Source organism: Eubacterium sp. MSJ-33, assembly GCF_022174665.1.
Taxonomy (GTDB): Bacteria; Bacillota; Clostridia; order Lachnospirales; family Lachnospiraceae; genus Coprococcus_C.
This window is the reverse complement of sequence record NZ_CP076562.1, coordinates 248,402-262,829: the sequence shown is the minus strand read 5'-3', so window position 1 is coordinate 262,829 and position 14,428 is coordinate 248,402. Positions and strand designations below refer to the sequence as shown.

10 protein-coding genes are annotated in these 14,428 nt (G+C 43.9%); all 10 read right to left on the bottom strand.

The window, feature by feature from the left end:
- Positions 1–14: 14 nt before the first annotated feature.
- The gene (locus KP625_RS01150; RefSeq protein WP_238298817.1) at positions 15–2,297 is read right to left on the bottom strand and encodes a heavy metal translocating P-type ATPase; all 2,283 of its coding nucleotides are present in this window, start codon (positions 2,295–2,297) and stop codon (positions 15–17) included.
- Between the two features lie 202 nt (positions 2,298–2,499).
- The gene (locus tag KP625_RS01145) at positions 2,500–2,820 is read right to left on the bottom strand and encodes a metal-sensing transcriptional repressor (RefSeq protein WP_238298815.1); all 321 of its coding nucleotides are present in this window, start codon (positions 2,818–2,820) and stop codon (positions 2,500–2,502) included.
- A gap of 92 nt (positions 2,821–2,912) precedes the next feature.
- The gene (bioB, locus tag KP625_RS01140) at positions 2,913–3,890 is read right to left on the bottom strand and encodes a biotin synthase BioB (RefSeq protein WP_370641434.1); all 978 of its coding nucleotides are present in this window, start codon (positions 3,888–3,890) and stop codon (positions 2,913–2,915) included.
- 192 nt (positions 3,891–4,082) lie between these two features.
- Positions 4,083–5,225 carry an ATP-binding protein gene (locus tag KP625_RS01135; RefSeq protein ID WP_238298810.1) on the bottom strand — a complete coding sequence of 381 codons (1,143 nt, stop codon included), beginning with the start codon at positions 5,223–5,225 and terminating at the stop codon, positions 4,083–4,085.
- 80 nt (positions 5,226–5,305) lie between these two features.
- Positions 5,306–5,515 (bottom strand): sulfur carrier protein ThiS, encoded by a 210-nt coding sequence (gene thiS / locus KP625_RS01130; RefSeq protein WP_238298808.1) that lies wholly within the window; start codon positions 5,513–5,515, stop codon positions 5,306–5,308.
- Positions 5,516–5,545: 30 nt separating this feature from the next.
- Complete coding sequence (locus KP625_RS01125; protein ID WP_238298806.1) at positions 5,546–9,880, bottom strand: two-component regulator propeller domain-containing protein; 4,335 nt, start codon at positions 9,878–9,880, stop codon at positions 5,546–5,548.
- A gap of 27 nt (positions 9,881–9,907) precedes the next feature.
- Entirely contained in the window at positions 9,908–11,287 is a 1,380-nt protein-coding gene (locus KP625_RS01120; RefSeq protein WP_238298804.1) for an aminopeptidase, read from the bottom strand.
- Between the two features lie 35 nt (positions 11,288–11,322).
- The gene (locus KP625_RS01115) at positions 11,323–12,534 is read right to left on the bottom strand and encodes an aspartate aminotransferase family protein (protein WP_177970362.1); all 1,212 of its coding nucleotides are present in this window, start codon (positions 12,532–12,534) and stop codon (positions 11,323–11,325) included.
- A 63-nt stretch (positions 12,535–12,597) separates the two neighbouring features.
- The gene (locus KP625_RS01110; RefSeq protein WP_238298802.1) at positions 12,598–13,515 is read right to left on the bottom strand and encodes a chemotaxis protein CheV; all 918 of its coding nucleotides are present in this window, start codon (positions 13,513–13,515) and stop codon (positions 12,598–12,600) included.
- A 41-nt stretch (positions 13,516–13,556) separates the two neighbouring features.
- Positions 13,557–14,372, bottom strand: coding sequence for a hypothetical protein (locus KP625_RS01105; protein ID WP_238298800.1), 816 nt, complete (start codon positions 14,370–14,372; stop codon positions 13,557–13,559).
- Between the last annotated feature and the right edge of the window lie 56 nt (positions 14,373–14,428).

Sequence of the window (14,428 nt, the reverse complement as noted above, 5' to 3'; positions counted from 1 at the left end):
AATGTCAACCTCTCCTATGCTGTCTCCCGCTGCTTCTTTCCGAATTTGAACAGATTCAGACGAAGTGCATTGGTCACAACACAAAAGCTTGACAGACTCATCGCTGCTGCACCGAACATCGGATTCAATGTCCAGCCAAATAAATGAATCCACGCACCTGCTGCAAGCGGGATTCCTATAATATTGTAAATAAATGCCCAAAAAAGGTTCTCATGGATATTTCGTAAGGTTGCCCTGCTAAGCCGGATTGCTGCCGGCACATCGAGAAGCCTACTCTTCATCAGTACAACATCTGCCGCGTCAATAGCAATATCCGTTCCGGCTCCGATTGCGATACCCATATCTGCACGTGTGAGTGCCGGAGCATCGTTCACGCCATCGCCGACCATCGCAACCTTTCCTTTCTTCTGCAGATTGGTAATCACAGCCTCCTTACCATCCGGAAGCACGCCTGCGATCACTTCATCCACGCCTGCCTGTCTGCCGATTGCCTGTGCGGTCTGCTCGTTATCACCGGTCAGCATGACAACATGGATTCCCATATTTTTAAGCTCCGCGATTGCTTCCGGGCTGTCCTCCTTCATCACATCGGCAACTGCCACCATTCCAAGGATTTTTCCATCCTCTGCAAAAAATAACGGTGTCTTTCCTTCGGTTGCATAGACATCTGCCTGCTTACAAAGCTCAGCTTCTTCCTCTTTTGCTATCTTGATCTGCCCGGAAATATACTTCCAGTTTCCACCCTGCAGACGTTTTCCATTCCGGACGCCCATCAGACCATTTCCGGAAACTGCCTGAAATTCCTCGACACCTGCTTCTGTCTGGTTATTCACATCGCCCCATGCGATGATCGCCTTCGCAAGCGGATGCTCACTTTTTTGTTCCAATGCATATGCGGCATGCATCAGATAGGATTCCTTACAGCCAACCGGATAGATATCCGTTACACGTGGTTCGCCCTTTGTGATCGTACCGGTCTTATCGAGTGCCACGATTTGTACCTTTCCTGTCTCCTCCAGAGAAACAGCTGTCTTAAATAAAATCCCATGCTTTGCACCCACACCATTTCCGACCATGATGGCAACCGGAGTCGCAAGTCCGAGTGCACACGGACAACTGATAACCAGAACCGAAATTGCTCTTGCAAGCGAGTATCCTACCGGTCTTCCTACAAGCATCCAGATTATAAATGTCACGATGGCGATACCGATCACGACCGGTACAAATACGCCGGATACCTTATCTGCAACCTTCGCAATCGGTGCTTTTGTTGCCGCCGCGTCACTTACCATGTGAATAATCTGTGACAGCGTCGTATCCTCACCGACACGGGTTGCCTCACAGAGCAGATATCCGGACTGGTTGAGTGTTGCAGCGGATACCGGATCGCCCGGATTCTTATCGGCCGGGATACTCTCACCGGTCAGTGCGGATTCATTGACCGCACTGCTTCCTTCTTTGACGAATCCATCCACTGGAATATTCTCGCCCGGACGGACCGCAAACAAATCTCCGATATGGAGCTGCTCGATCGGCACGGTCAGCTCAACACCGTCCTTCACTAAAACTGCTGTCTTCGGTGCAAGTTTCATCAAGCCCTTTAATGCATCGGTCGTCCTGCCCTTTGATTTTGCTTCGAGCATCTTACCTACGGTAATGAGTGTGAGAATCATCGCCGCGGATTCAAAGTAAAACTCATGCATATAGTGCATGACTTGTGTCTCCTGCTCTTTGACAACCGCATCGGTCATTGCAAACAGTGCATACACACTGTAGATAAACGATGCAGCAGAGCCAAGTGCCACAAGCGTATCCATATTCGGTGCCCGGTGTATAAGTCCCTTGAATCCATTTACGAAGAACTTCTGGTTTACGACCATAATCGTAATCGTAAACAGAAGCTGTACAAGACCCATCGCTACGTGATTGCCCTCGAAGAACGGCGGCAGAGGCCAGTTCCACATCATATGTCCCATCGACACATACATGAGCGGAATCAGCAAAACTACCGATGCAATCAGACGTTTCCGCATCAACGGTGTCTCCGTATCTTTCAGTGCATCTTCCTCATCTGCCGCACCGCCGGACTGCTTTCCGGCTTTCATCTTCGATGCTTTATAGCCGGTTTTTTCGACCGCCCGGATGATCGTCGCTGCATCTGCCGTTCCTTCCACACTCATCGAATTGGTAAGCAGGCTCACGGTACAATTTGTCACGCCGTCCACCGCAGAAACTGCTTTCTCGACACGCGCGCTGCAGGCGGCGCAGCTCATACCCTTCACTTTATATTGTTCCATGTAATAATTTTTCTCCTTTCCAATGAGTTGTATGGAATTACCAATCTACGCAGACACGCTCTCGCTCGGTTCAACACGCAGTGGTACTAAACTCACAGCAGCAAGCAGCTGTTCGTTAAGTGCCAGCGTGCTTCAACGGTCTGCTTTAGATTTGGTAATTCCATACAACTCATATATAATTTTTCTTTATACCTTCTTACTCTCACTTCATTAACTTTTGTAGTAATTTTACTAACTCGTCGATCACTTCATCGTTTCCCTGACGGATGTTATCTGCCACACAGGTTTTTACGTGATTCGCAAGCAGTACCTTATTGAAACTGTTGAGTGCGGATGTAACCGCAGACACCTGTATCAATACATCCGTACAATATGCATCCTTCTCCAGCATATTCTCGATGCCACGCACCTGTCCTTCGATCCGCTTCAGACGATTCATCAGATCTTTTTTTTCTTTTTCCTGTCGTTCTTTATGTTTCCCAGAACAGCAAGGACAATTCTTTTCTTCTTTCTTTTCTTCCATACATCAAATACCCCCTACGGGTATTTAATGTATACCGGTAGGGGGTATTTGTCAATAGGACTATTTGATAGTTTTTTTCAATTTGTTTTCAACTATTTCTCATTTTCATATGCCGGGGTTGCATTTCTTCCAAGCTTTGCCAGCATTTCCTTGTCGCTTGCGATTGTTGCGCAGGCAACGGTTGTCAGCATGTCACCTGTGATTGTCGCAGATGCACCGGACTGGAATGCAATCTCACCATCGTTTGTCAAGAGTGCACGTCCGGCTGCCAGACGGATATTTGCCTCCGGGTTTATATATCGGAAGAATGCAATTGTACGAAGAATATCATCCTCGGTAAGAGACTCCCGGTCTTCAAGCGGTGTTCCCTTGATTGGCATCAGTGCATTGATTGGGATAGACTCTACACCTGCTTCTGCCAGATCCACTGCCATGCTCAGACGATCCTCCCAAGTCTCACCCATGCCGATGATACCACCGGAGCAAGGACACATACCCTCTGCCTTGACCGCCTTTAACGTCTCGATCTTCTGATCATAAGTATGTGTAGTACAGATATTTGGAAAGTTTCTTCTCGAAGTCTCAATATTATGATGGTAGCTTGTCACCCCTGCCTCATGCAGACGGTGCAGCTGCTCCGGTGTCAAAAATCCCATAGACGCGCAAAGGTCAATCTTACATTCCTTATGCATCCGCTCAAATGCATGGATTGCCTTCTCGAATTCTTCCCCGGTAAGTGCACGTCCACTTGTCACGATCGAGAACCGGTGTACCCCATGTTCCTCGTTAAAACGGCACGCCTCCATAATCTTCTCTTCATCTAAGAAATCATATATCTCACAATTGGTATGATTGTGAGCGGACTGTGCACAGAACTTGCAATCTTCCGGACATCTTCCGCTCCGGCCATTGATAATCGAGCATAAGTCTACATCTTCGCCGATAAAATATTCCCGGATCTTATCTGCACCTTCCCGCAGCTCATCCAGATCACATGTCAGGAATATCGACAGATCATCGTCCTTTGTGATTCTTCTACCATCTATAATCTCATTTGCAAGTTCTAGCATTGTTCCCATTTTCTCTCGTCTCCTTTTTCTCTTGTATTCTCAATTGGTGAATAAATTCATTTCATGTCGTTCCGCAACTGTTCATTACATATTTTTTAATTCCGAAATAACATATTCCGTCATCATTTCATATGTCACCACGCGACAGCATGATGACCTGCGTACGCATCAACGTGCTTCATTATCATTTCATCACTCTTTGTCATAGTCATCTAAGAAATGATGCTTCACACCATTTTCCTTGTATGCGATCACCGTACTCAGGTTCACATTTTCCACGCTCTTGAAGATGTTTCCTTCCACAAACGGATTCGTCTTTGCAAGCTCATGGATCAGTTTCTTTACCTCCAGACGTTTGGAATTGCTCTGTCCATCCTTATCACACGAAGAACAGGTATCTGTAAATTTGCAGGCACACTGGATAAAATGCAGATGGTTCGCATCGCGCCATGCCTTGATATCATCCTCACGCACAAGGTACAGCGGGCGGATCAGCTCCATGCCCTCAAAGTTTGTGCTATGGAGCTTCGGCATCATCGTCTGCACCTGTGCTCCATATAACATTCCCATCAGGATTGTCTCAATCACGTCATCATAATGATGTCCCAGAGCAATCTTGTTACAGCCAAGTGCCTTCGCCTGACTGTACAGATGGCCACGCCGCATACGCGCACACAGATAACAAGGCGATTTCTCCACATGAAAGACCGACTCGAATATATCCGACTCAAATATCGTGATTGGAATATTCAGGTTCTTCGCATTTGTCTCAATCACCTGCCGGTTTTCAGGACTATACCCCGGATCCATCACAAGAAACTGTACGCCAAACGGAAACTTATTATGCCGTTTCAGCTCCTGAAACAGCTTCGCCATCAACATTGAATCCTTCCCTCCGGAGATACATACCGCAATGTTATCACCTGGTTTCACAAGTTCATATTCATTGATTGCTTTCGTGAACTTACACCAGATTTTCTTCCGGAACCGCTTTCGTATGCTTTCCTCTACATCCTTTGCAAAATCCACATCTGTCTGTTCCACCGGTTCCTGCATGGCAAGCAACAGCCATGCCATATAGCCGCCCTTTAAATTATAAGCTTCTACTCCCTCTTCCCGCAGCATCAACACCGCATCTGCGCTTGCTTCTCCGCGTTTACAATAGATCAGTACCTTCCCTGTGTCCTTCCACTCATCGATATACGTGGAAAGCTCTGCCTGCGGCACAGAGATTGCATCCGGCAGATGTCCGTATGCATATGACATATCATCCCTGATATCCACAATCGTATATGCACTATAATCTTTTAATTCCTCTGGTGAAATATCATACATGTCCTTATCCTCCGAGCTAAAATTCCGGTAACACACTCCTAATCAAAGCTGTTTCCCCGTTGATATCCTATTCTTTGCAGCTATCTGCATCCGCCGCCCATAAATGTCAGAAATTCCACCACGTCTCCATCCTGCAATCTCGTTGTTGAAAACTGTTCCGGTTCGACAAATTCATCGTTCACCGCAACCTTTACATGTTCCGGTGTTTCTAACTGTTCCTGCGCGATCAATCCGGCTACCGTTATCCCTTCTGCAACCGGCTTCGTATTTCCAGCTAATACTATATTCATTCAGGCTCCTCCTATATCGTCTGATAATCTCTATAATTTCAAATCCTTGTATGTGTTAACAAGTTCTTTAACAGCATCCACATTTTCTGCCACAACAACTTCTGAAAGAGCCTGTAAAAACTCCAGATTATCTCCATCATAACCATATTGCATAATCCGTTCTAATTGTTTTTTTGCACTTTCAAAATCGTTTGATTCAGCCTCAGCAACAATCTCTTCCAACAAAGCAATTGGAATAATCGTAAGATCCTCTGGCACAGATTTTTCTTCCGACGAATCCTCCACAGATTTATCACTTTGCTTTGTCATTTTTGCGGCATATTCTTCATCAGTCATTCCTGACACTTCATCGACAAACCGTTCATAATCTTCCAGAATCAAAAGCAGATATACAAGTTCGTCAATAAATCCGCGCAGATTCTGTTTTAACTGCTCACGTTTTCCTACATTAATTGATGTTTCCATCTTCGCTGCATATCTGGCAAGCTCATACGCACCAATGCTGTTTGACAAAGTTCGAATAGAGTGAATCTTTGTCTTGAATGCACGGATATCTCTCGTGGATTTCTCCGCAAGCGTACCCGCCACATCTTTGTTCTGCGAATAAAATGCCTGTATCAGCTTATTATATACCTCAATACTACCACCAATACGCTGTATCGCCTCTTCCACATCTAAGGATTCCTGCAATCTTAGAAGTCCTTCGCGGAATCGTGAGCCCTCGATCAGAAGCTTAATATCATCCGAACGTTCCAGCAATTTATCCCCCGGCAGACAATCTTTTAATATTGCGGCTACGCGTCGCGGTTCAATCGGTTTTACAATACTGTCTGTAAATCCTTCTGAGATATGACTGCCCCGATTTCCCTCGATGGCATCCGAATCCAGCGCAATAATCGGGAGCATCGCATACTGAATACCATCCAGTTCCCGTATTTCCTTCATTGCTTCTAATCCATTCATAATCGGCATAGAAAGATCCATAAACACCACATCATACTCATGGTTTAAAACCATATCAATTGCACTGAGTCCGGATGTGGCTACATCCAGTTTCATATCAAACGAAGTGAGTACTTTTCGTCCGACCTCAATACTGACTTCCTCGTCATCCACAAGCAACGCCGAAACTTCCGGCAGCCAGAGTTTCTCCGCGTCTTCCTTCGACACGGTATCTTCAATCTTAGATACAACCTGTCCACTACTTAACTTTACCGCAGGTCTCTGATTCAGAGAAAGAACAAACGTAGATCCGGCTCCATATACACTCTCCACTGTCAAATCCGCATGCAGAATCTCTGCATAACCTTTTGCAATCGCAAGCCCTACGCCATGGCCGGTATATGCACTTCCCTTGATCGCATCCTCATTTTCATACAATTCAAACAACGTATCCAGTCGTTCTTCCTGAATTCCAATTCCGGTATCCGCAATCGTAAATACAACATTCAATATATCCTGATGGGAATGATCCGTGTACTCGTAGCTGTCCACAGACAGCGTAATACTTCCCTGCTTGGTGTACCGAATTGCATTATCGATCAGTCTCAGTAAAATATTCCGTATTTTATCTACATCACCGATCAAATTATCTGCTACATCTTCCCCCAGTTCCACAAAAAACTTGACTGATTTATCTTTATCTGCCAACTCCTGCAATGCAAACTCTGATATATCCGCTGCCAGATCTGAGATAGCATAATTGCTTTCTTCTAATTCAAATCGCCCGGACTCCAGCTTAGCAAGAAGAATCATATCATCTACACTCGCCAGAATATCATTTCCAATGTCATAGATGCCACGGATATCCTTTCGGTACGGAGAATCCTTATCCACCATATGCAAAAGTTCATCCGCCTTCACCATCATCGCATGAATTGGCGTTTTGATCTCATTACTCATATTTGCAAGATAATCGTTTTTCGCGGTACTGGTTTTAACAGCTTCCTCATGCTCTTTCGACAATTTCTCAAGCGCTGAGGTTTTTGTCTTCAGCATTCTTCGAACCCGGATTACAGTCAGAACCAAAAGTAAGAATATTACAAGAATGCAAAATAACAGCAATGTTCTTGTAATCGGGTTTTCCAATATACTTTTTTCCTTCTCAATCACAAAAGATAGCGGTTCTGCACAGGCTGTTCCATCTCCATTATACGCGCTGACCGTAAACGTATACACTCCACCATCGAGATTCGTATATACCGCCTGTAAAACATCATCTCCATACAGTTCCGTCGGATTTGACTCGAATCCCTCTAACCTGTACTGTACCTTCATATTTCCTCGGTTTGTATATGAGAATACAGCAAATTCAATCGTAATCTTCGAAGCATCTTTTTTTATCGCAAGTCCTTCATTCAAATCATCAAACTCATATGATGTTCCATCTATATCAATTCGTGTTACCTTGATAATCGGTTTTACTTCGTTATACCAGATATTCTCTGTATCTAAAACAGAGATTCCCTCATTACAGCATATATACAGTTTTCCCCTTGTATCCATACATGCATTTCCGGTTGTATTGATTGTCTTTGTCAGTCCATCTCCAGTTGCAAAATATCGTCCTGATACACCATTACTTCCTAACAGTTCATCCTCGGAAGACCGAAGAATTCCTTTGGATCCTATCATCCAGACCGAACCTCTTGCAATTTCAATATCATATATACTGTTTGAATATTCTACGTTACTGATTGCACGAAATGTCTCATTATAAAAACATATACCACTGTCAGTACCTATCCAGACACCCTGTTTTCCCTGTGCAAAACAGGAAATTACGTCCGAATTCAAGCCATCTTCCGTATTGTAGTGTTCAAATGTACTTTTATCTGCCGGCAGATTATAAATACCCTCTCCATCGGTACCTAAAAGCAAATCACCTTCCTCTGTTTCGAATAAAGCCAGTATATTGACTTCCGGAAGATCCTCTCCACTATGATATACCTGTGTATTTTCTCCCGCTTTATCCAACATGGCAAGACCTTCCGTTGTTGCAACCGCAATTTTTCCATTTTTCATTGGAAGTGTACAGTTGACCGCCATTCCCGGGAGTCCCTCCGAACGTCCATAACTGGTAATCGTTCCATTTGCGTCATACCTTACAACGCCGTATTTTCGATTTGTAGAAATCCACAGAGATCCAGACTGATCTCCTGCAATATGGCGTATACTGATTCCCGACAGCAAATCGGTTAATTCATTAACCTCCTGCTCTCCTTTTCCATTGTAAATATACAGACCTTCGTCCGTTGCAATATATTTCTTTCCCCGATAATCATAAACAGCATTCACCATGCCTTCCGGCATACCTACAGCCATGTTATAATCAGAAAATTTACTTTTTGTAAGTAACAACAATCCAACCCTGGAAGATGCAATCCAGTAATTACCTTCGTAATCCTGAATCATATCTGAAATATAAGTATCAATCTGACTGTCATTGACATGCACAAAATTCCACTGCGTATCAAAATATCCATATCCATTATCGGCACATACCCAGAGACGTCCTGCAGCATCCTGCATAAAATTATTTATACCTTCCACACCGGCTACAAGATTTCTTTTGCTGGCAGCACTCTGAAATACCCGGATATCACGTCCATTGCTGCCAACATATACGGAATCTCCGCACACTTTTATCGTCTCCCACGCTTCTACCGTCTCATCCCTTAATGTGATTTCATGCTTTATACCATCCTGGTTAAAGACATATATTTTTCCATCACTTGCAAGCGCCCAAATTTCATCATCCTTGGCAGCCATCCCACGAAACTCTTTACTTGCAATCGTTTCATCACTATATCCTTTCATACAAAAAGACGATGAATCCGTACGATTCTGTGCTGCCTTTTCTATCACGAAAAGTCCACTTGTACACGCTACATATACCGTTCCATCCTGACCTTCCACAATCGATAAAATTGTCTTATCTCCATTATAATATTCTTCCTGCAGATGATGGTTCTGACCGTCTTCAATATAAAACAGGCCATAATTATCTGTACCGATCCACATTCGCCCATCCTGATCCTGAAGCATACAATTAATAGAATACAAGTCTGTACGATCTGTATCCCACAGATCAATACTCTGGAAACCAGATCCATTGGTTCGATACAGTCCGCCATCAGTACCTGCCCATATATATCCGGAAGAAGACTGATACAGACAATTTATTTCATTGCTTCCGATTCCGGATTTCTGATTATAGACGGATTGCATATAACCCGAAAGAAATGAATCCTTTGCAAAAACCGGAACTGTACTTACAAAAGAAGACAGCAGAAAAAGGCATACCATAAGGAATGCCATAATTTCTGCTGCCAATTTATGATTGTTTTGTTTCTTTTTCATCATATTGGTATCAATTTATCTTTCCATTTATTACGCTTCTTTTAAGAATACTTTGTAGCACTTATATGCCTCATAGACATCTGCCTTTGATGTGATCTCCCAAGGTGCATGCATATTCAAAACTGCAACGCCACAATCGATGACTTCCATGCCGTACAGAGACAGGATATACGCGATTGTTCCGCCTCCACCGACATCAACCTTTCCAAGCTCTGCCGTCTGGAAACATACTTCATTTTTATCCATCATCTTGCGAATACGGGCAATGTATTCTGCGTTTGCATCGTTACTTCCCGACTTTCCTCTGGAGCCTGTAAATTTGCTGAATACAACTCCACGTCCAAAATAAGACGCATTGTTCTTCTCAAATGCACTTGCAAAAAGCGGATCAAACGCAGCATTTACATCGGAAGAAAGCATGCTGGAATTTGCCAAACATCTACGAAGAGACAGCTCACTGAACTCTCCCATCGCATCCATCAGCTCTGCCACGGAATTCTCAAAAAAACGAGACTGCATACCTGTCGCACCAACGCTTCCGATCTCCTCTTTGTCAGTAAGCAGGCAACAGGTTGTCTTTTCCACTCCATCCACCTCAAGCATCGCTGCCAGAGAAGTATATGCACAGACACGGTCATCCTGTCCGTACGACATAATCATACTGTGATCCAGACCTGCTTCCCGCGCATGTCCGGCTGGAACAACTTCAATCTCCGCAGACATGAAATCCTCTTCTGTCATATCATATTTGTTTTTCAGAATTTCAAGGATACCCTCTTTGACTGCATCCTTTTCTTTCCCTTCGAGCGGCTTACTTCCGACAAGAACATCTAAGTTTTCTCCCTCAATTACCTTGTTTGCCTTTTTCTCCATCTGTTCACCGGCAAGATGAATCAACAGATCCGTCACACAGAATACAGGATCATTCTTATCTTCACCGACATTAACCGGAATCACCGTTCCATCTTTCTTTACAACAACACCATGCAAGGCGAGCGGCAATGTTACCCACTGATACTTTTTGATGCCTCCATAGTAATGAGTATCAAGATAGGCAAATTCTTCATTCTCATATAATGGATTCTGTTTGACATCCATACGAGGCGAATCGATATGCGCGCCCAAGATATTCATACCCTTTTCAAGCTTCTTCTTTCCTATCTGGAATAGCGCAACTGTCTTATCCATGCAGACACTATATACTTTATCGCCTGCTTTGATGGCCCCCTTATCCTTCGTAATATCTGCCAGATTCACATAGCCTTTTTCTTCTGCCTGTTTCACAATCTGCTTTACGCACTCACGCTCGGTTTTTCCTTTATCCAGAAACTTCAGATAATTCTTGCAAAGCTTATCCAACTCATCTAACTGCTTTTTATTGTATGTTGTCCATGCATTTTTACGTTTCATCGTCATAGCCTCCTGTCAAAAACACGTTACCATTATTATACCAGTTTTGATACAACCTTATGTAAAATTGCAAACGCTTCGTTGCATTCCTTCTCTGTAATATTAAGCGGCGGAACCAGACGGATTACATTTGGTCGAACTGCTGTAATCAGCAAACCTTCATCGGCTGCCTGATATTTCACATCTGTCGCTATATCTTTATCAAATTCCACACCTATCATAAGTCCACGTCCGCGCACTTCTTTCAGGCATGGCAGATTCTGTAACTTATCACGGAAATATACACCGATTTTTTCTGCATTTTCCGGAAGCTTCTGATCCATGATCTCCCCAATCTGTGCATAGCTTGCTGCACAGGCTACCGGATTTCCGGCATACGTACTTCCGTGCGCTCCCGGTCCAAATGTAAGCGCGAGCTTTGCACTCGTACACATCGCTCCGATCGGCATTCCGCCACCCATTGCTTTTGCCATGCTGACACAATCCGGTTTGACATCATATCCCATATATGCCATCAAACTTCCGGTTCTTCCCCATCCGGTCTGCACCTCATCAAACAAAAGCAGCATATTACGCTCATCGCACAATTTACGCAGCCCCTGTAAAAACTCTTTTGTTGCCGGAATCACACCGCCTTCGCCCTGTACAGGTTCAACCATGATTGCGATTGTATCCTTCGTACATGCATCTGCAAACGACTGTACATTGTTAAACTCTGCATAAGAAAATCCCGGAATCATCGGATCGTAGTTTTTCTGGATCGCCGTACCCGGCTGTCCGGTTGCTGCCAGAGTCGCAAGTGTCCGTCCATGAAAACTATTCTTGGCTGTTACAATATGATAACGGTTTGGTCCGAAATTATCCTTTCCATATTTTCTGGCAAGCTTGATCATAACTTCATTTGCCTCTGCACCGGAATTCTGGAAATAAATCTTCTCCATACCAATTGCATCACAGATACGCTGCGCAAGCATAACCATCGGAATCGTATAACAATAGTTGGACGCATGCATCATCTGCTGACACTGTTCCATGATTGCTTCCACAACCTTCTTGTTACAATGTCCTGCCGAATTAACCGCAATACCGGCCATAAAATCAAGATACCGTTTTCCTGTCTCATCGATGACATAATCATCCTCGCCCTTTTCTGCAATGAAATCAAATCGCTGAAATGTCTCATAGAAATATTTATTATACATCTCTTTGATTTCTTCTTTTGTCTTTCCGGTACTCTTCAAATCCATTTTTCTCACCTCATATGCTATAAATTTCAGATGCCGGCAGGAAACCCGCCGGCATAATTTTACTTATTTTGTTCCGTATATCTGACTTGCCACCAGACTATCGAGAATCCCTACTAACTGGCCGATTTCCGGCTTGCTGATCTGTGCATCTGCGCCAAGCAGATCGCCCTTACGCTTCATATCCTCATTGATCAAAGATGAGAATATCACAATCGGAATCTGTTTTAATCCCTCTGTCTCACGAATCTTCTTAATCAGATGATGTCCATCCATCTGTGGCATCTCAATGTCTGTAATCAAACACTTCGCACCATAGTCCACACCATTGTTCTTCTTCAGCTCACACAGATAATCCCATGCTTCCTGTCCGTTATTCTTGATTGTAAGCTTCGTATATCCCGCTTTATGCAGTGCATCCTCAATCAGCTTGCAGAGCATCATGGAGTCCTCTGCAATCAGGATTGGAATGTTGTTACGCTCACGTCCTTCTAACTCTGTCACCTGAGAAATCTTCAAACTTGTCTCCGGACAAATACCCTCCACAATCCGCTCAAAATCAAGAATAATCAATAAATTATCTTCATTCTTGATAATACCTGTCGCAATTCCGGTTCCGGGTCCACTGACGGTTGCATCCGGCTTCACAACATCCTTCCATGATACACGGTTGATGCCAAGTACTGACTGTACATCAAATGCGATATTCAGATTGTTGAAATTCGTCACAATCAAAAAGTTATTCTGCTTATCCAGATTTTGGAATCCCAATGTCTGGAACAGATCAATAACTGTAATGATATCCCCACGCGGCATAAAGATACCTTCAATGCAAGGATGTGAATTTGGAACCGGTGTGATTTCCTGATACGGAAGAATCTCCCGCACCTTCTCTACATTGATTCCATAATGATTTCCATTTATAATGAACTCAAGAACCTCAAGTTCATTTGTGCCACTTTCCAATAAAATATTTGAATCCATATGTACCCTCCTTTATGCAAGCCCTCTATGTAAGACATTTCTTATTGTTCCAACTGTAACACAGCACTCGTTCCGCTATATTTTACCTGTAATTTCAAATCCGTCCATTTGTTTGCCACGGAATCAGAAACCGTATACAAAAGCACTGCTTCCTCCCGGCTGCTCGCCTGAATCGTCTTGTCATAAGTATACAGGTCATCTGCAAGAATCGTCAGCATCTGTTTTGTCTTTCGGTTGTTGTCTACAATTATGTTGTAGTTCACATCCTTATCATACAGATCAACCGCCTGATCCTCATTCGTCTTATTCTCTACTTCAAATTTTAATACTAAAAGCTTGTATCCTTCCGGTGCCTGCACCTCTATATACATGCCATCCTGATCGTACGACGGATAACTATCCACAACCATATAATACGAATACCGCACAGATATCCGGCTCTCCCCAACGAATCCAGCAATATCAAAATCCGGATCCACAGCTGCCCCAATCTCTTCCTGCACCGTCTCTTCCGTACCGGACTGAGCCTGCGTGGTTTGTCCTTGGCCAGGAGTTTCCTGCTCTGTCGTAGCAGCTTCTGTTGTTATCACCTCTTCTGTTGTTGCCTCCGTTGTCGCATCCGTCTCTGTCGTTGTCTCCTCCAACTCATCCGGATTATAACGGGTATCATAATTCCGATCATATTTCAACAACAATTCTGCCGCGTATTCTGCAATCAGATGATTCTCCTCATCGGTCAAATCAATCACCTGTCCGCATCCGGTTGTCGCAAATATACTGCCCACAAGCAGTCCCGCCAATAACCGCCGCTTCCAAGTTACTTTATTTGTCTTTTTTGCTTCATGCTTTCTTCTCATACTCTACATTCCTGCATCCTATGCATTACCTTTTTTCTTTACCCACAAGAATAGTA

Coding starts and splice junctions, on each gene's coding strand:
- KP625_RS01150 (WP_238298817.1), bottom strand. CDS start 2,297: ATGGAACAATATAAAGTGAAGGGTATGAGCTGCGCCGCCTGCAGCGCG.
- KP625_RS01145 (WP_238298815.1), bottom strand. CDS start 2,820: ATGGAAGAAAAGAAAGAAGAAAAGAATTGTCCTTGCTGTTCTGGGAAA.
- bioB (WP_370641434.1), bottom strand. CDS start 3,890: ATGCTAGAACTTGCAAATGAGATTATAGATGGTAGAAGAATCACAAAG.
- KP625_RS01135 (WP_238298810.1), bottom strand. CDS start 5,225: ATGTATGATATTTCACCAGAGGAATTAAAAGATTATAGTGCATATACG.
- thiS (WP_238298808.1), bottom strand. CDS start 5,515: ATGAATATAGTATTAGCTGGAAATACGAAGCCGGTTGCAGAAGGGATA.
- KP625_RS01125 (WP_238298806.1), bottom strand. CDS start 9,880: ATGATGAAAAAGAAACAAAACAATCATAAATTGGCAGCAGAAATTATG.
- KP625_RS01120 (WP_238298804.1), bottom strand. CDS start 11,287: ATGAAACGTAAAAATGCATGGACAACATACAATAAAAAGCAGTTAGAT.
- KP625_RS01115 (WP_177970362.1), bottom strand. CDS start 12,534: ATGGATTTGAAGAGTACCGGAAAGACAAAAGAAGAAATCAAAGAGATG.
- KP625_RS01110 (WP_238298802.1), bottom strand. CDS start 13,515: ATGGATTCAAATATTTTATTGGAAAGTGGCACAAATGAACTTGAGGTT.
- KP625_RS01105 (WP_238298800.1), bottom strand. CDS start 14,372: ATGAGAAGAAAGCATGAAGCAAAAAAGACAAATAAAGTAACTTGGAAG.